Raw genomic sequence first — 20,948 nt, forward strand, 5'->3', positions numbered from 1 at the left:
TTATGGGCAGGATGCGGATCGCCATGATAGGCACCAAGGGGATCCCTGCCAAATGGGGCGGGATCGAAAAATATATTGAAGAGGTGGGGGCACGGCTGGTCGAGCGCGGACACGAGGTAACGGTTTTTGGCTCACGATGGTTTTGCCGCGATCATGGCGGAACAACCTGCAACGGGATCCTGATTAAGGCTCTTCCCGTTATTCCCCTCAAAGCGACAGCCGCATTGCAGAACGCCTTCCTGGCCAGCATGCTCGTTGCTCTGGGAGATTACGATATTGCCAATTTTCATGGCTATGCTTCCTACGTATTCCTTCCTGCCATCCGGCGGACGGGAAAAGTCACGGTCGTGACGGCTCATGGTGTCGAATCAGGGTGGATGAATCCCAAGTACGGTTCTTTGGAGCGCTCGGTTATCAGGCAGGCTTTTAAGGTGGGTGTCACGCAGGCGGATTCCGTGACTACGGTTGCCGACCACCTGAGAATGAAGCTGAGGAAGGATTTTGCCGTTGACGCCCAGGTAATGCCGAGCGGCCTGGACGATGTTGTGGCGTGTCCCGCTCAGATAATACAAGAAAAATACCGGCTCGATGGGCTCGATTATCTCCTGTTTCTCGGCCGGATCGATCCAATAAAACGAGTGGACTGGCTTTTGGATTTACCGCAGGTATTACCGAAAGAGGTGAAAATAGTCATTGCCGGCGGTGCGCAGGATCCTGCCACCAAAGCTTATTTCCAGAGCCTCAGGCAGAGATCCGCCGCCTGTTCTCAGGTTATTTTCACCGGGCCGGTTTCGGGCCGGGAAAAGGCGGAATTACTCAGCAACTGTCTGGCCCTCCTGGCACCCTCACAGGATGAAGGGCTGCCTATTACGCTCCTTGAAGCTTTATCCTATGAAAGGTTTTGCATCGCATCCCGTATTCCGGCGCATAACGAGGTTATCGAGAGCGGGATCAGCGGATTTCTTTTCCCCAGAGATAATAAGGATGCCTTTATGGATATCGTGAAGCAGGTGATCCAGAAGCCAAAAGAATCGATAACTGCCGCCGGTGCCCAGGCAAAAATGCATGTCGCGGAAAAGTTTAACTGGGCAAGAACCGCAGAGAGGCTGGAAGCCCTCTTTGAAAACCTGTCAGGCAACAGGAACCGACCAGGTGACCAGTGAAAGGAAGAAGTACCATGATCAAATCGAATTTAATGGGCCCGATCCCGCTTGAAGAGGAGTTCAGGGGCCTGGGAGCAGTCCATTCGGTCGCAAAAAGGCTGCTGCATGCCGGGGCCAGGCACCTTCCCATGTTCCCCGCCTGGAGGGTAGCCCTTCATCGGATGCGCGGGGTGCAAATCGGGGAGGGAGTCTTTATCGGCTCGGATGTATTTATCGATAATACCTATCCGGAAAGTATCGTGATCGAGGATTGGGTAACCATCATTTCCCGGACATTTATTATCGGCCATACCTTTATTCCACGGCATCTGCAGAAGGTTTTGGAAAAAGATGACATGGCCAGATCCGGCGTTCTCCTCAAAAAAGGGTGCTATATCGGGGGCCAATGCATCATCATGCCGGGTGTGACGATAGGAGAATGCTCAATCGTTGGCGCCGGTTCGGTGGTGACCAGGGATATTCCCGGGTACTCGATCGCCATGGGAATTCCCGCCCGGGTTACCAGAGCGTTCAGTGAAAAAGAGGTTATTTTCAATACCCAGAGATAAAGGGAATACTATCATGGAAATCTCTCCCCCACTTCGTGGTACCAGGAAGCTGTTCATCGGCTTCCTGCTCGTAACCATCGCTTTTTTTGCCTGCTATCTCCCGACACTCAAGGGCCTGTGGAGTATCTGGCTTCAGGAAGGGGATTATTCCTATGCCCTGCTGATCCCCTTCATTACCGGCTATCTCCTGTGGGAGAAAAGGGAAAAGCTTGCCACGACACCCATAAGCACCTGGTGGCCGGGTGGAGTGCTGTTCGTGCTCTTTTTTCTGGCAGGCATCTATGGGGTCCTGGGCTCAAGCCCTTCTGCCGTGAGGATGGCGCTCCCTTGTGTGATTCTGTCGATAGCCCTGTTCTGTACCGGCAGGGTGATGTTTCGCAATCTCGCTTTTCCCTTATCGCTGTTCTTTTTCATGGTTCCCCTGCCAACCATGTTCCATTCCCTGGTCGGGGTACATCTCAAGCGGGTATCTACCATGCTTGGGGTATTGATTCTGCGAATCTTCTCGATACCGGTATTTGTCGAGGGTAATATCATCGATCTTGGCTCTACCAAGCTTGAGGTGGTCGATGCCTGCAGCGGGCTTCGCTACATATTACCCCTTCTTACCATCGGGGTCCTGTTTGCCTATTTTTTTGAGAAGAACACACTCAAGCGGATACCGCTGGTGGCAATTACAGTCCCTGTTGCCATCATAGTCAATGGTATACGGATTGGTTTAACCGGTATTCTTGCTGATAAATGGGGGCCGGAAGTAGCACAGGGTTTTTTTCACGGATTCTCCGGATGGATTGTATTTATGTTTGCTCTGGTCGTTTTGGTTGTTTTCCATCGGATACTGAAGGTATTTTTTCACCGGCCAGCGAAAATAGAAGTCCCGTCCCCGGTCACAGAAGATAACAGCCGGAGCACAGAAGAACACAACGGGAACACGCCCGGCTCAAAGTGCAGCCTGCTCCCGGCAGTCCTGACCGCAGCTTTGCTTTCTATCGGAGCAATGCTCGGATTTGCGGCCGCAGCACTCCCAAGACTCGCTATCCGGAATGGCCTCTCCTCGTTTCCGCTTTCCATTCAGGAATGGCACGGCAGAATGGATTATATCGAACCTGAGATCGAGGAGAAATCCGGGGCTGAAGATTCTTTCAGTGGAACGTATCGATCACCGGAGGGAAATATCGTTTCCCTCTATCTCGGCTATCGTGGATCTCCTTTCACTGAAAATGAAAACTTCTTTCACAGCCCTGATGTCTGTTTACCCTCTTCAGGATGGAAAGTCCTCGCCAGTAGCATTCATACGATCACTGATGTCCCGCAATTCGGCTCCATTGCAGTTCGCAAGATGCTGATTGAGAAAATGAACGAGCGATGTCTGGTGTATTACTGGTTCCAGACCAGGAGCCGTACTGCATGCGACGTGAACATTAACCGCTGGCATCTTACGCTGCACGCTCTGGCCAGAGATAACACCCATGATATTTTTTTCAGGCTGATATCCCCGCTGAGGCATGACCAGAAACCGGAGGATGCGCAGCAGTATCTCGATGGATTTACCAGAAAAACGATCACAACTCTTGGCCGGTTTCTCGCTGCGAACCAGACCGAGAGCAGGACATAGACATGGACTGCTTCATACTCCTATCCTTCGCCTTCCTCCTGACCACGGTCCTTGTCCCGCTCTTTATAAAGACAGGGAAAAAATACGGGATAATCGACAAGCCGACCGCACGAAAAGTGCATACCAATCCGATCGCGCGAACCGGCGGGTTCGCGGTCTTTTTCGGAAGCATGATACCCTTTGCCCTATATGCCCCCAAGAACCGGCTGCTGCTGGGTATAGCCTTGGGGGCAGGCTGCATTTTCGTTGTCGGAGCAATAGACGATATCCGGGAGCTTAACTGCCGGTGGAAATTTTTGGGGCAGTTGGTTGCAGTATGTATCACGCTCCTGGTGTTTCGGATCAGGACCCCTATCAGCATCCAGCTCCGGTCCGGGCTGAGCATAAATTTCCGGCTGTTGAGTCTTCCCTTCTATTTTCTGTTCCTGGTTTCATCGATCAATATCATCAACCTGGCCGATGGACTGGATGGTCTGGCCAGCGGTATCTGCCTGCTTATCTTCTGCTGTACGGCGTTTTTTGCCTTCATTTCAGAAAACTACCTGGTCGTTGTTTTGTGCATGTGCATGATGGGCGGGCTGATTGGATTCATGCGCTACAATACCTATCCGGCCATTGTCTTTCTCGGTGATACCGGGAGCTTATTTCTCGGCTATGCCGTGGGTGTGAGCATGATCCTGCTGTATGCAATCGATAGAATAACCAGTCCCATCACCCCGCTATTCATCATCGGTGTTCCCATTATCGATACTTCCCTGGTAATTCTCGACCGATACATGGACAAGCGGCCAATTTTTCAGCCTGACAAGAACCACCTCCACCACAGGTTGTTAAAAATCGGGTTCAAACATAACGAGGCTGTCATGATCATCTATGGAATGCAGCTTCTTATGATCGTTCTGGCCTGGCTCCTGTGGATGACCCCGGATGGAGTCATGCTCGGTATTTACCTTTTCCTGATTACTACGGCCGTCCTCTTTCTGCTGGCATTTAAAAAAAAAGAGATCACCATTCCCCGGATACACGGGAAGCAGGAGCAGGTACAGAAGCAGGAGCACAGGAATCATCAATTACTCTCAAGGAATACCGTAAGTTCCGTGGCCTGGCATGCGCTCATCGGCGGGATGTTCCTGTTTTGCCTGTCAGCTCTTCTGGCAGTGAGATCGAGTATACCCAAAGATATCGGATTCATATCCTTGGGCCTTATTCCTGGTATTCTCTTCCTCAACCGGATGAATTCAAAATATATTCGACAGCTTTTGAAGCTGTCAGCTTATTTTATCTGTCTGTATCTTGTTTACGCACTGGATTGCCAGACCAGGCCCATGCTGTCTCTCTATAATACCCTGTTTATGGGAATGGGCATCTGTTACCTCGTGTATATTATCGCCTCTGTGGAGAGCATCCCCTTTTTTAATATGGATTGCCTGTTTTTCGGGGTGATAATTCTGGTCTTCTTCCTCTCGAAAACCTTTCCCTGGCTCGCTGGTGTTGAGAGCATTGTAAACCATACGCTTTTTACCTTCTTTTTCATTGAATTAATATTTAGTAAGTACAAGGAACGAAAGCTGCTGTGGCCTATCTGCCTGACTCTCATGGCAACAGGTACCCTGGCCTTCTGTTTTTCATGATAGGGAGTAATCAATGCGGCAATCGACAAAGTCTACCTTCAGTGATCTGATTCGATATATTCCATCGGTAGTTATTCCTTCTTTTTTGGGATTTATCGGAGTTACCCTGTATACGAGGCTCTTATCTCCCGATGAATATGGACTTTACAGCCTCATTTTTACTACGGTTATATTTGTTGAAACGTTTTCATTCAGTTGGCTCGATCAGTCATCGTTACGGTATTATGAGCGGTACAAAAAAGACAATGTTCAAACTTACTTTTCGAGCTGCCTGTCTGGATTTCTTTCGATCGCTTCTGGAGTTTCAATTGCCTGGCTGGTAATTCTCCGGGTCTTTGCAAACTATTTCGATCTGAGGTTCTGGAAATTACTTTTCCTCGGTCCGGTTGTAATCTTTTTTGATTCGGGCAGCAACCTGATGTATACCCTGTTGCGGGCGCAGAGAGAGAGCTTGCGATATTCTTTTCAAAAGTCGATCGATGCCCTGATACGACTGCTCTGTGGTGTAGGGCTTATTTACTTTTTCGGATTTGGCGCAGAGGGTATTCTCCTGGGCATTACCGCAGCAGGAGCTTTTGTTTTCACCATTGAGCTTTTCCGGTTATCGAAAAGCTGGCGGCCGCATTTGAGATATTGCAACAGAGATATTTTAAAGTCCTTTGCCCTCTATGGACTTCCTATTGTCGGTTTTGCCGGAGGCAATATTATCCTCTCATCATCCGACCGATACTTCATTAATTTTTTCCATGGGCCATCTGCTGTCGGTGTATATTCAGCCGGCTATAGATTTACCGAAACGAGTGTCTTTCTCTTTATTTCGTTTCTCATGTTAGCTTCTTTTCCGGTACTCATTAAGACATTTGAACAGGAGGGGGAATTGGAAACCAAGGCATTGATGAAAGACCTCCTGAGCTGCTTTCTGGTTTTGATGCTGCCGATTGTCTTTGGAATATCGACCTTATCCAGGGACATCGTCAAAGTTGTAATGGGAGGAAAATACCTCGACGCATATTTAATTATTCCCTGGGTATCGGCCGGGATATTTTTTGAGGGACTCGGGTTGTATTTTAATAAAAGCTTTGAGCTTAAAGAAAAAAACCTCAAGCTACTCTATTTGTTAATCGTGGCTTCACTGGTGAATATTCTGTTAAACTTCCTCTTAATACCATCCCTGGGGAATAAAGGCGCAGGAGTCGCCACCTGTGCCGCATATTTTGTCAGCTTATTACTATCCGTAAAGTTCGGACGGAAACTAATAGCATGGGAGTTTCCGTGGGGAATCGGCTCCAGGGCCATCATCGCCTGTTGTATCATGAGCCTGGTCATTTACTTCCTGCCTGGCCTGAAGTGGAACGCTCTATCACTTGTCTATAAAATTTGTATCGGATTTTTTGTCTATGTATTTTCAATTTCAATCCTGGAAAGAAGAATCCTCATGTTGGCCAATACACTGATACCCAGGAAAATGCGCACTCGAAGAGTAATGAGTGAAGGGTGAATATGAAAAAACTCCTGATGGTACTCTACCAGTTTCCCCCCTGCAATGATGTAGGCTCGTACCGCCCGGTAAAGTTTATCAAAAACCTGGAAACGTTTGGATGGTATCCAATTGTCCTCACCCCTCGCAACGGAGTGTATTTTTCTTACGATAGCAAGGCGGAGAATGCCGTAAGAAAAAAGTGTACCGTTTACCGGTCATCTTTCCTGCTGCCCTTTAATTTCCTGAGAGAATTGCCTATGGAAAAATCCCAAAAGTTGCATAAACTTCTCTGGCGTGTATGGAACCGGATAGCTCTCCCGGACGGTGCTGCTTCCTGGATTCCAAGTGCAACTTTAGAGGGTTTACGCCTGGTCGAAAAAGAAGGGGTAGAAGTAGTTTTTGCCTCGGGCCAGCCATTTTCGACCTTTATTATCGCCTGTCTTATCAAAAGGCTATCGCAGAACAGGGATCTTAAATTAATCCTTGATTATCGGGATCCATGGATATTGAACCCTTTTTATAAAGGGTCGAAAATACGGCGGGAATGTGAAAGGAGACTTGAAGAAGCCGTACTCAGGCAGGCGGATGCTGTCGTGGCAGTATCTGACGAAGCCCTTGATTTTCAATATCATGGGTTTAAAAACAGTATCGGGAGAGATAAGCTGCATGTCATTACGAATTCTTTCGAAGGAAATTCTCTTAAACACCAGGCAGACATTCAAACAGACACTCAGGCAGATACGCAGAGGGAAAAATTTGTTATTGTTCATGCAGGTAATTTTTATGGTACCAGAAATCCGGAAATATTCCTCAAGGGTCTTTCGTTAGCTGCAACACGGAATAAAAATTTTGCTCACCGGGTAAAGGTCTACTTCTATGGGAATTATGACCATCAGGGTGTACAAAAAATCATTCATGAATTACAGATCACTTCCCTGGTCAACCTCTGCCCCAGAATCCCTCAGAACGAATTAGTGCAAAGGCTTCTTGAAGCTGACCTGCTTTTACTGATAAATTCCTACGGTCCTGGCCATGATATATTCATCCCCGCTAAGTTCTTCGATTATTTAAAAATACGCAAACCAATCCTCTGTCTTGCAGAGGATGGAGCACTCAAAAGAGCAGTTCAAAAAACTCATGCAGGCACGACTGTTGATCCTCGGGATCATAACCAGGCAGCCCGGACCCTGGAGGAGCTTTATAATCGGATCTCTGTTCAAAAAATCCCCTATACCTTATCCGAAGATAACATCAGGGAGTATGAATCATACTTTACAACTGGAAAGCTTGCAGCACTGTGCGACCGACTGCTGACTCATTGATTATTGAGATACCTAGATAAGAACCGGCAGGCATTCAAAGTGCAAAATATACTTTTGCTCATATTTTTATTCATCTCTATTATTCCTCCTTTTCTCTACGTCATCAAAAGGAAATATTACTATTACTCGACTATCGTCATCTATCCCATTATAGGTCAATCGATGAATGCCAAGGTCGATATACTGGGTTTATCGTTAAACCCATCCATGATTTTCGGGTTTATCGTTCTTGGCGTAACGGCTGTTGATTTTTTCCTGTATTCTTCAAAAAATTCCTGGCTGGAGATCGCAGGTATATTGTTTGTGGTGTATTCTCTGGTAATTTGCATTTTTTCTCCCATACCTCTTGAAAGCATATCGTGGAGTTTGAAAATTGCCACCTGGCTTTTTGTATTATTATCCGCATCAAAAATCTTCAAAAAAGAAAAGGAAATAGGTGAGATTGGCAACGCTGTCGCCATTGCTGCGATGCTGGTAATAGTGTCCTTTATCCTGTCAAGATCAGGTTTTTTCGGGAAACAGGTGACTTACGAAACAGGCGTTCAATCATATTCCGGCGGGTTTGCTAATGTGAAGGTAATTGGGTATTACCTGGCGTTTGCCATACCAGTCATTGCGGTAAAAAATGTAAGTAACTCATTTATTGACAAATTTATCTCAAAGCTGTTGATATTTTTATCTTTGGTGGTAATCATTCTCAATTTCACCCGAGCGCCGATCTTTGCTCTCTTAATAGGATATGTTGCCTATCAATATTATAGTGCACGTTATGGGAAAAAAAGCTCCCTGATGGCACTAGCGCTGTTATTTTTATTAACATCCAGTGTCTTTTTACTATTTAAATTTTTTCATGAATCTCCCTATATGAGCCGCTGGGTTGAAATAAGCAAAAATTATTCAGAAGGACAGATTGAAAAGATAGGTTCTGGCCGGGTTGGCGGATTGATGAGTTTTCATGACTATTTTTTCCACAAGGCCTCGAAAGCGCAAATAATTTTTGGAGCGGGTCTGGGATCAACATATTCCTTTCTGGGAACCCGGAAATTCGTCCATAACGACTTTGCGGAAATACTGACCGGATGTGGAATCGTCGGCTTTTTAATCTATGTATCAATCTTATTCAGTATCTTCAGGCTTTTGCAGCATAGAGTAAAAAAGGCCCAGAGCTCAGACTTGATAGCTTATAATTTGCTTGCAATAAGCGGGTTTTTTATTTTTTTAAGCCTCAATATGGCAAATGTTTCGTCATGCATCATTGCCCTGGTGCCCTGGGCGCTTTTAACCGGGGCAGTTATTGGTGTAGGGGAAAGTCATTTGAAAGAGATAAGGAAAGGAAATTCCTGAGCACCTTGACGGAAGTTTGCGCTCAATAACAAGAAGTGAGGAGCCATCGTGCATTCTGAATCTATAAATAATACAACAGCATACGATGCCTATTTTAAGGCAGTAATGGGCACTGAGCGGGCAAGACATACATATCTGCGCAGATTGGAAACAATTGAAAACCTGGCAGAGGGGCTTGAAGGGAAAAGTGTACTGGATATCGGATGCGGTATGGGTTTCAGGACAGCAGGTATTGCGAAAAAAGGAGTAAAATCGATTGTCGGGATCGATGTGGATTACGAACGCATTCGGAACGCAAACAATTTTGCCGGTAGTCTCGGCATCAATAACATCAGCTTTTTACCCATGAGCGCTCAATTTCTTGCTTTTCCGGATGGAAGTTTTGATCTTGTCATAGCTGATGAAATGATACATCACCTTGAGGATCTGCCAGCGGTGCTCAGAGAAGTATTTCGGGTCATAAAGAGGGGTGGCACAATAGTAATCTCTGACCATAATAAATTGAGTTTCTTTTCCGAACTTGTGAGATTTATATATTTCGGATCCAAGAGAGAGAAGCTCTACAGCGTGTACCAGATCCGGAGACTATTCAAAGAGACTGACTTTCGAGATATCAGGCATAAACATATCCTATTTACTTCTCCCTTTTCCCATACCCCTCACTTTCTCCTCAAAGTGAATTATATGATGGAAGCTCTTATCGAGATAATCCCATTATTAAATCTCCAATGCGGTGTATATGTGATACGAGGAGTTAAAAAGTAATTTTGCTAACGTGCAGAGTGACGTGTCAACATATTACGCTTAAGGAGAATGGCACTTACATAAGAATTAGTAATTCTCCCGCAGAGACGCTGAGACGCAGAGGATATCATTGAAAAGTAAAAGTAAAATAAGTTCCTCCTTGTGCCTTTTTACTTTTTGCTTGCTTCCAGGCCGTTGACACATCGATATATCCCGACTTTCATCAGGACCTTGCCGGATTGGTTGTTCTCTGCGTCTCTGCGTCTCTGCGGGAGATCTTTTTTCCCTGTGTGCTTTGTGTCCTCTCTATATTATAGATTGACACGCTGCTGAGGCTTTTGCCAAAAGCGGATAATGAAGTAGTGCTGAATGAACTTGCCCTGAATGGATCATCCTGTTGTCCTGGCTCTTATGCCCTGGTCACTCTGCATCGGCCCTCAAATGTTGATGAGCCTGATATGCTGGCTAATATCATGAAGACTCTTCAGGAGATCAGCCAGTCCCTTTTCGTCATTTTTCCAATTCATCCCCGAACTCAGCACAGGCTGCAGGGCCTGGGTATTACCATTGACAGTCCGCGTCTTAAACTGATTGAGCCGATCGGCTATGTGCAGTTTTTGGCTTTGCAGCGGCAGGCACGGCTAGTTATTACCGACTCAGGAGGGATCCAGGAGGAGACAACTTTCCTTGGTGTACCTTGTCTGACAGTCAGGGAGAATACTGAGCGTCCGGTTACTATCACCATTGGCACAAACGTACTGGTAGGACAGAACATGAGCCGTCTTAAGGAGGAGGTGGAGAGAATTTTATCCGGGACAGGTAGAAAAGGTTCGGTGCCTCCACTGTGGGATGGCAAGGCGAGTGAGCGCATTGCCGCCATTGTCGAACAATGGGCATGATGACATTTTCAAGGATCCCGCTCATGCAGGCAGAAACACAGCTCCACAAATGATCGTTTTTACCTGCACCCAACGATACTCTTTCTGTCAAGCTCAATGAAGCCGTCTTTGCAGATATCTCAGGATAACGTTTTTGGGCCTGTCAGGTGGAATTGGTAATTTGTTTAATTCATCAATAAGGTTATCCTTGCATCCAAGAAAATCGATGCCCCCATTCCAGGGGACATAATCACTTTTTTCTAATTGATAAAAGGCTTGTTCTCCTTTATTGAGTAAATCCAATATTTTGAACTTTTCGGACCTGGCCGCATCCATTACATTTTCATTCAAATACTTATTAATATTATAGAGCCCGATTCTGACTTGAGCAAAGCACTGGCAAGCAGTACTATTCGCTTTATGTGCTCCATAGAAATCTTTTGATTCGGCTGGTATTTTACTTTCCACGGTTTTGAGAATTTCCAATGCGCGATTTGCTTTTTCAAGTTGTTCCTGGCAGTATTCCCGGGTTAACCACGGTTGGGGATTTACCATGAGATAAGGGCTTAAATTAAAAGATACTACTTCTGCCATCTCATTTGAAGCATTATCAAAAAGAATTTTGCAGGCACGGGGCAAAAAACCTTTATCGATTTCTTCTGGATTATCCGCTACCTGTTTCCAGAGTGGAGGGTTCTCTAAATTCAGTAAGTATTCACTCCCCGGAGCCTCAATATTCCAGGAATATTCTGCTGTACCCATGACCTGAATTTTTGACATTACCCTGTAGGCTGTATTCCAGTAAATGTTATCTTTGCCTTCAGCATAAAATGTTCTCGCAAACCTGAAGGAAGTAATATAAGGCCTCTGGATGTCCCAATCTTTTGGTTCAGTTGCATGGTATGCAAATGATGGCTGCCTTATCATCCGGCACCAGCGGGAGATATCGTCCGCAGTACCTTCACGGACAACAAGAAAAACATCCTGGGGAATAAGCCGGGTCAATTTTCCCAGCCAATTGACAATATTGGGATAGCTTGAAGCAGTATATTTCGCCACATAAGGATAAACTACCGTTATGAAGAGAGTGTCCTGGGATGCTTTTTTAATTTTATTATAAAATGTATTTATTACATGAGCATCAGCCAGTGCCCGATCTTCACCAAATCGTGTTCGGCATCTGTCACATTTTTTACTCCACAATTCCGGATCATTGACACCGCCACTATCAATGCAATGGAGATAAATTGCCTTAGCGCCAGTGTTTTGGATAAAATTGGAAAGATCATCTCCTTTTTTCGATAACAACTCATCATTACTCCAACAGAAAAGCATTCCTCTATGACCGATCATTCCTGAATAAGGATAATAATACTGATTTGCCCCTTGGGGTACCGGAGCTTCCCCAATATTCCACCAGCCGTCATACACTATCCGGATGCCCCGTTCCCATGCGTAGTCATTGATATTTTTAAACCATTCTTTATCGCTGGTCAAGGTATCATGATTGTACGAAAAACCAGACCAGATCATATTGATTTTATGGCGCAAAGCAAAATCGATGGTTGCTTTTGCCTGAGCACGGCAAGCGATAATACTGTCTGCCGTCCGGTACGTAAAATCCGGCTTATCCCATATATCATACCTGGCAATACAGAGAGAATCGCCAGCCTTTTTGAGTAAGCTTCGGAGTGTGATGCAGCCATACAAAGTGCCTTGATCACCTCCCCCGCCGATGAGAATCAATTGCTTGGTTCCACGAGTAAAAAACTTGATGACATAGCCCTGTTCACCCGGATCTTGATACTCGAGGTTATGAGAGTGGCAAAGCTCTTGAATCCAGGGTGATTTTAAATTACCTACAATTATTGAATTATCGCTTACTTCATTGATACTGGCGTATATTTTTTCTGGTAATGCCGCGCCTCCAAGTGACTTTACCTGAGCATTTACCTCTTCTATTCCTATTTGATGCTTTCTATTGGCAATATTTTCAACTACAAAAGCAGAAGCAGCCGTGACAGGTATCGATCCCGATAGTTCTGTAACCTTTTTCGGCAGTGGAATAAGCAACAAGTCATTTACCTGGGATTGAGCATGGGCAGGCTGAATTATTACGATGACAATAAGGATGACAATAGCCAGATGAGTTTTGGCGAGTAACGGTTTATCCATATAGCTGCGAATCTCTCTTAAAACCTGTTGTTATGAATATTGAGGCTGCTTAATTTTAGAGACAAAGAGATAAAGGCACAAGAGCCGAATTTGCGGCTTTCGTATTGAGTGCCTTTGTTCCTGATATAACGCTTCATTTTTTTATTCGGAAGATACATACCAATTCAACGACTGATGAACGACAACCGCTTATGGTACGAAGCCGCATTTGAGAGATCAATAAAATAAAATCAGGCATAAGATTAATATTTAATATTATTATATCCTAATATTAAATTCAAGGGAAATAAAATATCGAAAGGGGAAATATGCTACTTGAAAAAATTAAAAACAGAACAGCCCAGATAGGGATAATCGGCCTTGGCTATGTCGGTCTGCCCTTGGTCAGAGAGTTTTATCGAAGCGGCTTTTCAGTAACCGGCTTTGATGTGGATCAGGCCAAGGTGGATATGCTTAGATCCGGAAGGAGTTATATCAGGCACATTCCTTCAGAAATGATCAGGGAAATGGTCACCGACGGACGATTTCAGGCCACGACGGATTTTTCCCGATTAACCGGGCAGGATGCGATCATTATTTGTGTTCCAACTCCTCTCAACGTTAACCGGGAGCCTGATATGTTTTATGTCTTTGGTACAACCAGAACAATCGCCAGATATCTGAAGAAGGGGCAATTGATTGTTCTGGAAAGCACCACTTATCCGGGGACCACGGATGAAGATATGCGGGCCATTCTGGAAAATACGGACCTTCATGCCGGATATGACTTTTATCTGGCCTTCTCCCCCGAACGGGAGGACCCGAATAATTCCAAATACTCGACCAGAACCATTCCCAAGGTCGTGGGAGGCTATACGCCGCAGTGCCTTGAGGTTGCCCTTGCCCTGTACAATTGCATCGTCGAGAGAACCATTCCGGTTTCCTCAACCAGGGTGGCCGAAGCGACAAAATTGCTCGAAAATATTTTCCGGGCGGTGAATATTGCCCTGGTCAATGAGATGAAGATGCTGTTTGACCGGATGGGGATAGATGTCTGGGAGGTCATCAATGCCGCGGCCACCAAGCCCTTTGGCTACACGCCCTTTTATCCGGGACCGGGTCTTGGGGGACACTGCATCCCGATCGATCCCTTTTATCTGACCTGGAAGGCACGGGAGTATGACTTCAATACCCGATTTATCGAGCTTGCCGGAGAAGTAAATACCGGAATGCCCTACTATGTCGTCCAAAAGACCATGGATGCCCTGAATGAGCGTGGCAAAAGCCTGAAAGGGGCACGGGTGCTGGTTCTGGGGATTGCCTACAAAAAAGATGTTGACGACCCGCGGGAATCCCCATCCTTCAAGGTAATCGAGCTGTACCAGAGCAAGGGAGCTGTCGTGGACTACAACGACCCGTATGTTCCTGCACTTCCCCAAATGCGGCATCATGCCCTGAGCATGAAATCCGTTCCGCTCACCGAGCACACGGTCTCTTCCTATGATGCCGTGGTCATCGTGACCGACCATTCTGATTATGACTACAAGTGGCTGTATTCCAGAGCCAATCTGATTATCGATACCAGAAACGCCATGGGCGTCTCGTTGAATGATGAAAAGGTTGTAAAAGCATAATAAAGGGGGAAAGTATATGGTTATGGTTATGGTTATGGTTAAGACACTGGCTTTTTTGTGCATTTTATTATTGCTTGGAGGAGTGGTTGAAACAGCGAGGGCTGATTGCATTGAATTTTCTGAAATATTTTTAGGCACAGCCCATGACGCCGATTTTTTTAGCCTTGAACGAGGTTGGCGTGGAGAATTCCAGTTTGATTTAACAGCAGCCGGAAATCCGGCGAAATTGTATAACCAGAACGGTGAGGAATTAGTCTCGGTTCAGGCAGGCATAGATGAAGCGGGTTATAACATGAGCCTCTATAACCCTCCCTGCGAGGGAGAGTTGAGTTTTGTCTTTTCCGATAATGATCCCCAGCGTGAATTAATTACTATATACACCGGGCTGTACGATGGCAGCGACCTTGTTTATTCAATGGTATACAACCTAGGCAGAAAGGGAGGAGCAAGGCAATATGCCCCACTGAGGATCGATTTGGCATCGGAAGGGCTGCTGGACTACCTGGCAGATGGTCAATTCGCATCTTTCGTAATTTGCCCGATAATTCCCGGTATAGAGGACAATGATATCCGAATCGACCAGGCTGCTTTAACCGTGAGCGCAACTCCCGTGCCGATACCTTCTGCCTGTCTGCTGTTTTTTTCGGGGTTAATCGGACTGGCAGGGATCAGGAGGAAATTTGCTTAAGTTTCCTGTCACGGCATATGCTGCTCAAGCTCGCTCAGTGCTTCTTTCAGCCTGTCTACATCCGCCTCGGCAGCAAGTCTGTTTTTATCGTTTTTGCAGCCAAGCTCCAGAGACTTGGCGATAGTTTGAATCTTCTCTATTCTGAGATTTCCCGCCATGCCTTTCAGAGCGTGGGCAGTTCTGGCTGCCTGATCGAAATCATCCAGGCTGATCGCCTTATGCAGCTCTTCGATTGATTCTTTTACCTGGATAATGAGGTAGTCAAGAAGCTCATGGTAGGATGCCTTATCGATTCCAAGCTCTGCCAGAGTTTTTTGCTCATCTGGTTGCATGCTGCATTCTCCTCCTTCCGATTCGATCCAATCTACTTTAACCCAATCTACTTCAATATAGGTTCACCATTATACGTAACCGATTTGATGTTCGCTTCGGCCTTGACTAAGGCAGCCTTGGGCAGCGTTGCATATTTCAGAGGTCCGGCATATTCCTGCCCCCCATGGATCATCCACCACAGCAGCTTCACGGTCCGGTCGGCCTGCTCCCGTGATCTTCCCTGGTAATTCTGCTCCTTATACAGGAGCAGCCAGGTAAAACTGCTGATCGGATACCCGTCAGGAGCGTCGGTGTCGGTGATCGATACCCTGGTATCATCCGGTATGGCGATATTGGCAGCCAGGCTTGTTGACTGAAGACCCGCCTTGACGAACACTCCATGTTTATTTTGAACAGAATCTACCGGCATACCATGCGCTAGGGCATAAGCCAATTCGACATAGCCGATACTCCCTAAAAACTGCTTCAGCAAACCGGCAACTCCGCCGTTTCCTTTGGCACCCACTCCTGTCGGCCAGTCAACGGCTTTGCCTCTGCCAATCTTTTCTTTCCACTCCCGACTTACCTTTGACAGGTAATCGGTGAAGATAAAGGTAGTTCCGCTTTCCTCGGACCGATGCACCACGACGATATTGAGGGCCGGGAGTTTTACTCCAGGATTTATGGCCTGTATGGCGGGATCATCCCATCGGGTGATTTTCCCGATGAATATATCTGAAAGTAAAGCGGGAGTGAATTTCAGAGCAGGATTTCCCGGCAGGTTATGCGTTACCGAGACTGCACCCAGACATATGGGTATATGGAGGATATGGGAAGGGGTCTCCTTCATTTTCTCATCGCTGAGGAAGGCATCGGATGCTGCAAAGTCTACGTTTTGTTCAAAGAGATGCTTCTGCCCGGCACCCGATCCGACAGCCTGATAATTGATTCTGACCTGGAATTTTTGATAATATGCATCGAACATCTTTTCATAGAGAGGATGAGGGAAGGTTGCTCCTGCCCCGGCTAACTCCTGGCTTTGCGCTCCGGCCAACGGATATCCGCTGGTCAAAAGAGCTCCGAAAAGGAAAATCAGGAATATTCTTCTCATCTTTCGCCTCCAGTTTATCGGATTGAGACCTGCACACTTCGATAGTGGTGTATACACTGACCGGTTTTCCCCATCTGAGGATCTTTTCTTTCAACCGGTTTGGATTAACCGGCTTTGACAGATAGTCATTCATCCCGGCAGCCAGGACTCTTTCCTTATCCTCTTTCATGGCATCGGCTGTCAGGGCAATAATGGGAAGTTCCCTGTTTCCGCTGTCACGGATTTCCCGGACAGCGGAAAGCCCATCCATAACAGGCATCTGGATATCCATCAAAACCAGGTTGTACTGATTTGCTTTTGCCTTTGCAACGGCCTCCTGTCCATTCGATACTAAATCCACCTCACAGCCCCAATTTTTCAGTAATATCTCGATGAGTTTTTGATTAACGACAATGTCTTCAGCTACAAGAATCTTCAGGCCATTGAGAAGTGCATCATCGGGCTGGCCTTCAGGTGCCCCCTGAGTTCCCTGAGGTTTGATTCCCAGTGTTGTTTGCATAGTCCTGAGAAGGTCTGATCTCAGAATTGGCTTGGATAGATAGGCATCGAATCCTGATTCAGTGAGCTTCCTGACATTTTCCGATCCCACATCGGATGGCAGGGCAATAAGCTTTATGCCCTGGTATTTGTCTTGTTTTCGTATCCTTTTGGCAAGCTCATAACCATCCATATCCGGCATCATAATGTCGGAAAGAATGATATCAGGCATTTCGGACTGGCTGGATAAATAGTCCAATGCCTCTCTGGCCGAAGATGTCCTGGCGGGAACTGTCATCCGGGCATCCCGGCAATACATTTCCAGGATGTAACGGGAATGATCATTGTCATCAACAATAAGAACCCTTTTATCCTGAAGCTGCTCCAGGCAGGGTACCCCCTCGGCAGCATCAGGAGCACAGGCAGCTTCCTGAAGCTTGAGAGTGATGATAAATTCACTCCCTTTCCCTTCTTCCGAAATAAGCTGGATACTTCCTCCCATAAGTTCAACCAGAGCCTTGGCAATGGCCAGGCCCAGCCCGGTTCCTCCGTATCTTCTGGTAGTGGAAGAGTCAGCCTGGGTGAAAGGGCGAAAGATGAGCTGCTGCTTACCCTTGGAAATGCCGATGCCGGTATCTTTGACCGATAACCGCACGGTCTTTGTCCCCCCGGTCGTTGCAGCTTCACAACCTACCTCCAGCCCGATCTCACCCTTTGGGGTAAACTTTATGGCATTACTTAAAAGGTTTAATAATATCTGCCGTATCCGGGTTGGATCACCCCGAAGACCCTTCGGAGTGTTTTTTTCAACGTTGCAGTAAAGCTCCACGCTATTGCCCTTCAGCATGGGTCTTACTATCTTTAGTACCTGCCTGATCAAAGCCTCCGGATCGAAATTTACATTTTCAAGCTCGATTTCTCCAGCCTCGATTTTGGAAATATCCAGAATATCATTGATAAGGCACAGGAGTACTTCCCCGCTTTTGCGGATCGTGTCTACATAATCCTTCTGTAAATCATCCAGTGAGGTATTACTGAGGAGGTCGGAAAAACCGATAACCGCATTCATGGGAGTACGGATTTCATGGGACATATTGGCCAGAAATTCGCTTTTGGCCTGACTGGAAATTTCCGCTTTTTCCCTGGCGTGTTCAAGCTCCTCGGTTTTCATGTAATAGTAGCCCCCGGCCATGAAAATTAAACACAGGAGGACCAGTGCCATGAAAAGGTTTCTTGAGTGCTTTTTGATCGGTGCTGCGATTTCATCATAGTCCAGAGTGGCATCTATTGACCAGAAAGTATTGCCAACCATGACAGGAGCATAGGCTATTAACTTTTTCGTAACCTGGCCGCTGCCTGCTTTTGAGCCGCTCAGAAGGGTCCTCCCCCTGAAAAAGCTCCCCAAAGGAGCAAGTAATCCCTTGCTTTTATTCTGACTTTCACCGGAGAGGTTCACCCCTCTTGGGTTGAGAGTGCTATAAATGCTCACTCCCTTCTCTCCCTGGCTCGCTTTTTGTATGAGGGTCCTTACCTCTGGCCAGTTGTCAGCCGGAACCATCTCTTCTCTCAAGGCCATAACATTTCTGCCAATGTATTCGGAATTGGGATGGCTGATGATCAGGCCGCGATCATTAACGACTTCAACCGTGGTTTTTTCACGTCCCCTGGCCTGACTTACGAGATTATCGATTACGTAAACATAGATTACCGCCCGAAGCATGCCGATAAACTTTTCCCCTTCAAAAACAGGAAAACAAATAGAAAAGGACTGTATCCCTGCTTCTTCGGAAGACAGATTACTGATATGAGGCTGGTGCCTCTCCGCAACAAATTTCACGTCCGGTTTTTGAGCATAATTATTACCAAGCTCACTTTTGACGTAAGGAGCTATATTCCTGACCGTTCCTTCAGCATCAAGCAGGTAAAGCACACGGACCCATCCTCTAAAATTTATGAAAGTATACTCAAGGGGGGAATAATTATGCAGGGAAGGAGCGATATCTGTCAGGTTCTGTGAAACGCTCTTTTGAATCGTGGGATTCAGAGACAGGATTTCCAGCTCATCCTGAATATGATTAACAATCGCCTGAAGTGCTTGTGCTTCTGATTGTGCAAGAGCCAACAGGTGATGCTGGGTTATTTCTATAATTGACCTTTCAAATTCTTCCGTGTCAGACTTGGCCAGATAGATGACACTGGCTATAACCGCAACCAAAGTAACGGCCATGGCCCGATATTTCCAGGTAGTTTTTTTATTCATCAGTGACTCTGCTCTCGAAGAGCAGTCCCGCTTACCAGGTTTTTCCAGTCTTCCACTTTCCTTCTTCATGCCAGCCTGCAATTACTCCCGCCAGTCATTTTCCATAAACACACGACCACACTTTTATCCAGCTTTCCCTGATCAGCTTCTTTGAAGAGAATGGCAAAAGCCTCCTGTTTCGGCATTCCTTTCCGGTAAGGCCGGTCAGTGAGCAGAGCGTCATAGATATCGGCTACGCACATGATCCTGCTGGCAAGAGAGATATCATCCCCTTTTAGGGCATCGGGATAGCCGCTGCCGTCAAGTTTTTCATGGTGATGACGGATTGCCTCCAGGGCAGGTCCGAGCGTTCTTTTGAGAGGCAGACACATCTTATAGCCGATATCGGCGTGACTCTTCATGATTTCCCACTCTTTGGCGTCCAGTGGACCGGGTTTATTCAGGATATGTCCGGGAATGGCGATCTTGCCGATATCGTGTAAAATACCCCCAAGCCGTATGGCCTCGTTTTCCCGTGCAGACAGGCCCATCCTTTTTCCCAGATCCACGGCCATGCTGGAAACCCGCTGAATATGTCCCTGAGTATAAGCATCCTTGGCCTCGACCATGTTGGCCAGGGAAATCAGGACATCCTCGATGCTGATCAGGTTGCTGTTCAGGGTTTTGACCTTGATCAGCGATCGCGTCCTTGCCAGAAGCTCCACCCTGTTCAGCGGCTTATGGATGAAGTCATCGGCCCCTGCTTCTATGCCCTTGATTTTAGCTTCCGTCTCATCCAGCGAGGTGACCATGATTACGGGAATAAGCCGGGTAGCTTCACCCTCCTTCAACCGGCGGCAGACTTCATAGCCATCAAGGCCGGGCATGAGGATATCCAGGAGCACCAGATCGATATCCACATTATTGACTATATAAAGAGCCTCCTCCCCGCTATGGGCTTGAAATACCTCATAATTTAAGGGAAGGAGCATATGTTCCAGGAGCATGATATTGAGCTGCTTATCGTCAACCACCAGTACCTTCGGCTTCTGGATATCGGAAGGAGTCTCTTCCTTTTTATAGAAATACAGCTTGTTTTTCCCCCTGATTTTGGCCTGGAACAATGCGTCCTGTGCTTTTTTAATCAGGCACTCTTTATTTGCGGCATCTTGGGGGAACGAGGCGATGCCCACGCTGACGGTAAGCTCTCCCCGGTAAGCTTCCCTGACAGCGGCTCTGATTCTTTCCATCGAAGAGAACAGGTTGTCGGACCTGGTGAGAAGAACGGCAAATCGGTCATTGGCATACCGTGCCGCCAGATCGGATTGCCGGATGTTCTCTCTGATCAGCCCGGCCAATTCTCTGAGCACGCGGTCCCCCTGCATCGGACCATGCTGCTTGTTGTAGCTGGCATAGGAATCTACATCGATAAAGGCCAGGGTGAGCGGCTCTCCATACCGCTGTGATTTCTTAATTTCCCAATCCAGACATGCCTGGAAAAAACCATGATTAAACAAACCGGTCAGGCTGTCGATGAAAGGGGCATGAGTTTGTTTTTCATAGTCTTGCTCAAGCTGCTGATCCATTCAGCCCTCCATAACGGTTGAG

At 46.7% G+C, this 20,948-nt stretch carries 16 protein-coding genes; 11 read left to right on the top strand and 5 right to left on the bottom strand.

The genetic code is table 11. The features are described from left to right. Nucleotides 1-2: 2 nt before the first annotated feature. The 9 genes from AB1611_11580 to AB1611_11620 all read left to right on the top strand — a co-directional run bounded on the left by AB1611_11580 (nt 3) and on the right by AB1611_11620 (nt 10,746). Complete coding sequence (locus AB1611_11580) at nt 3-1,163, top strand: glycosyltransferase family 4 protein (protein MEW6380230.1); 1,161 nt, start codon at nt 3-5, stop codon at nt 1,161-1,163. Nucleotides 1,164-1,177: 14 nt separating this feature from the next. After that, nucleotides 1,178-1,711 carry an acyltransferase gene (locus tag AB1611_11585; protein ID MEW6380231.1) on the top strand — a complete coding sequence of 178 codons (534 nt, stop codon included), beginning with the start codon at nt 1,178-1,180 and terminating at the stop codon, nt 1,709-1,711. 13 nt (nt 1,712-1,724) lie between these two features. Beyond that, on the top strand, nt 1,725-3,326 hold the full coding sequence (xrtD, locus tag AB1611_11590) for a VPLPA-CTERM-specific exosortase XrtD (GenBank protein MEW6380232.1): 1,602 nt from the start codon (nt 1,725-1,727) through the stop codon (nt 3,324-3,326). Between the two features lie 2 nt (nt 3,327-3,328). Beyond that, nucleotides 3,329-4,957, top strand: coding sequence for an MraY family glycosyltransferase (locus AB1611_11595; GenBank protein ID MEW6380233.1), 1,629 nt, complete (start codon nt 3,329-3,331; stop codon nt 4,955-4,957). 13 nt (nt 4,958-4,970) lie between these two features. Beyond that, nucleotides 4,971-6,455: a polysaccharide biosynthesis C-terminal domain-containing protein gene (locus tag AB1611_11600; GenBank protein ID MEW6380234.1), complete on the top strand. Its 1,485-nt coding sequence runs from the start codon at nt 4,971-4,973 to the stop codon at nt 6,453-6,455. A gap of 2 nt (nt 6,456-6,457) precedes the next feature. Then, nucleotides 6,458-7,759: a hypothetical protein gene (locus AB1611_11605; GenBank protein MEW6380235.1), complete on the top strand. Its 1,302-nt coding sequence runs from the start codon at nt 6,458-6,460 to the stop codon at nt 7,757-7,759. Nucleotides 7,760-7,921: 162 nt separating this feature from the next. Next, nucleotides 7,922-9,103 carry a hypothetical protein gene (locus tag AB1611_11610; protein MEW6380236.1) on the top strand — a complete coding sequence of 394 codons (1,182 nt, stop codon included), beginning with the start codon at nt 7,922-7,924 and terminating at the stop codon, nt 9,101-9,103. A gap of 48 nt (nt 9,104-9,151) precedes the next feature. Continuing rightward, entirely contained in the window at nt 9,152-9,868 is a 717-nt protein-coding gene (locus AB1611_11615; protein ID MEW6380237.1) for a methyltransferase domain-containing protein, read from the top strand. A 317-nt stretch (nt 9,869-10,185) separates the two neighbouring features. Beyond that, nucleotides 10,186-10,746: a UDP-N-acetylglucosamine 2-epimerase gene (locus AB1611_11620; GenBank protein ID MEW6380238.1), complete on the top strand. Its 561-nt coding sequence runs from the start codon at nt 10,186-10,188 to the stop codon at nt 10,744-10,746. A gap of 93 nt (nt 10,747-10,839) precedes the next feature. On the opposite strand, the gene AB1611_11625 is transcribed toward AB1611_11620, so the two are convergent. Continuing rightward, a complete protein-coding gene (locus AB1611_11625) occupies nt 10,840-12,900 on the bottom strand; it encodes a hypothetical protein (protein MEW6380239.1) in 2,061 nt (686 codons plus the stop codon). Nucleotides 12,901-13,208: 308 nt separating this feature from the next. On the opposite strand from AB1611_11625, the gene AB1611_11630 reads away from it, so the two are divergent. Together AB1611_11630 and AB1611_11635 are read left to right on the top strand one after the other, a co-directional pair. Continuing rightward, nucleotides 13,209-14,513 (top strand): nucleotide sugar dehydrogenase, encoded by a 1,305-nt coding sequence (locus tag AB1611_11630; GenBank protein MEW6380240.1) that lies wholly within the window; start codon nt 13,209-13,211, stop codon nt 14,511-14,513. A gap of 16 nt (nt 14,514-14,529) precedes the next feature. Then, on the top strand, nt 14,530-15,201 hold the full coding sequence (locus AB1611_11635; GenBank protein MEW6380241.1) for a hypothetical protein: 672 nt from the start codon (nt 14,530-14,532) through the stop codon (nt 15,199-15,201). 8 nt (nt 15,202-15,209) lie between these two features. Here AB1611_11635 and AB1611_11640 read toward each other — a convergent pair whose 3' ends face one another. Genes AB1611_11640 through AB1611_11655 form a run of 4 tightly spaced genes read right to left on the bottom strand, consistent with a single transcriptional unit; the run spans nt 15,210 to nt 20,926 of the window. After that, nucleotides 15,210-15,533, bottom strand: coding sequence for an Hpt domain-containing protein (locus tag AB1611_11640; protein ID MEW6380242.1), 324 nt, complete (start codon nt 15,531-15,533; stop codon nt 15,210-15,212). A gap of 47 nt (nt 15,534-15,580) precedes the next feature. After that, nucleotides 15,581-16,615 (bottom strand): phosphate ABC transporter substrate-binding protein PstS, encoded by a 1,035-nt coding sequence (gene pstS, locus AB1611_11645; protein ID MEW6380243.1) that lies wholly within the window; start codon nt 16,613-16,615, stop codon nt 15,581-15,583. Further along, nucleotides 16,503-19,430 (bottom strand): response regulator, encoded by a 2,928-nt coding sequence (locus AB1611_11650; GenBank protein MEW6380244.1) that lies wholly within the window; start codon nt 19,428-19,430, stop codon nt 16,503-16,505. The genes pstS and AB1611_11650 overlap by 113 nt, the downstream gene beginning before the upstream one ends. Then, a complete protein-coding gene (locus AB1611_11655; protein MEW6380245.1) occupies nt 19,427-20,926 on the bottom strand; it encodes an HD domain-containing phosphohydrolase in 1,500 nt (499 codons plus the stop codon). Before AB1611_11655 ends, AB1611_11650 begins: the two co-directional genes overlap by 4 nt. Nucleotides 20,927-20,948 lie beyond the last annotated feature (22 nt).

The sequence above is a fragment of the bacterium genome (genome assembly GCA_040755755.1).
Lineage (GTDB): Bacteria > SZUA-182 > SZUA-182 > DTGQ01 > DTGQ01 > DTGQ01.

Coding starts and splice junctions, on each gene's coding strand:
- AB1611_11610 (MEW6380236.1), top strand. CDS start 7,922: ATGAATGCCAAGGTCGATATACTGGGTTTATCGTTAAACCCATCCATG.
- AB1611_11585 (MEW6380231.1), top strand. CDS start 1,178: ATGATCAAATCGAATTTAATGGGCCCGATCCCGCTTGAAGAGGAGTTC.
- AB1611_11655 (MEW6380245.1), bottom strand. CDS start 20,926: ATGGATCAGCAGCTTGAGCAAGACTATGAAAAACAAACTCATGCCCCT.
- AB1611_11630 (MEW6380240.1), top strand. CDS start 13,209: ATGCTACTTGAAAAAATTAAAAACAGAACAGCCCAGATAGGGATAATC.
- AB1611_11625 (MEW6380239.1), bottom strand. CDS start 12,900: ATGGATAAACCGTTACTCGCCAAAACTCATCTGGCTATTGTCATCCTT.
- AB1611_11600 (MEW6380234.1), top strand. CDS start 4,971: ATGCGGCAATCGACAAAGTCTACCTTCAGTGATCTGATTCGATATATT.
- AB1611_11640 (MEW6380242.1), bottom strand. CDS start 15,533: ATGCAACCAGATGAGCAAAAAACTCTGGCAGAGCTTGGAATCGATAAG.
- AB1611_11605 (MEW6380235.1), top strand. CDS start 6,458: ATGAAAAAACTCCTGATGGTACTCTACCAGTTTCCCCCCTGCAATGAT.
- AB1611_11595 (MEW6380233.1), top strand. CDS start 3,329: ATGGACTGCTTCATACTCCTATCCTTCGCCTTCCTCCTGACCACGGTC.
- AB1611_11650 (MEW6380244.1), bottom strand. CDS start 19,430: ATGAAGAAGGAAAGTGGAAGACTGGAAAAACCTGGTAAGCGGGACTGC.
- AB1611_11635 (MEW6380241.1), top strand. CDS start 14,530: ATGGTTATGGTTATGGTTATGGTTAAGACACTGGCTTTTTTGTGCATT.
- xrtD (MEW6380232.1), top strand. CDS start 1,725: ATGGAAATCTCTCCCCCACTTCGTGGTACCAGGAAGCTGTTCATCGGC.
- AB1611_11580 (MEW6380230.1), top strand. CDS start 3: ATGGGCAGGATGCGGATCGCCATGATAGGCACCAAGGGGATCCCTGCC.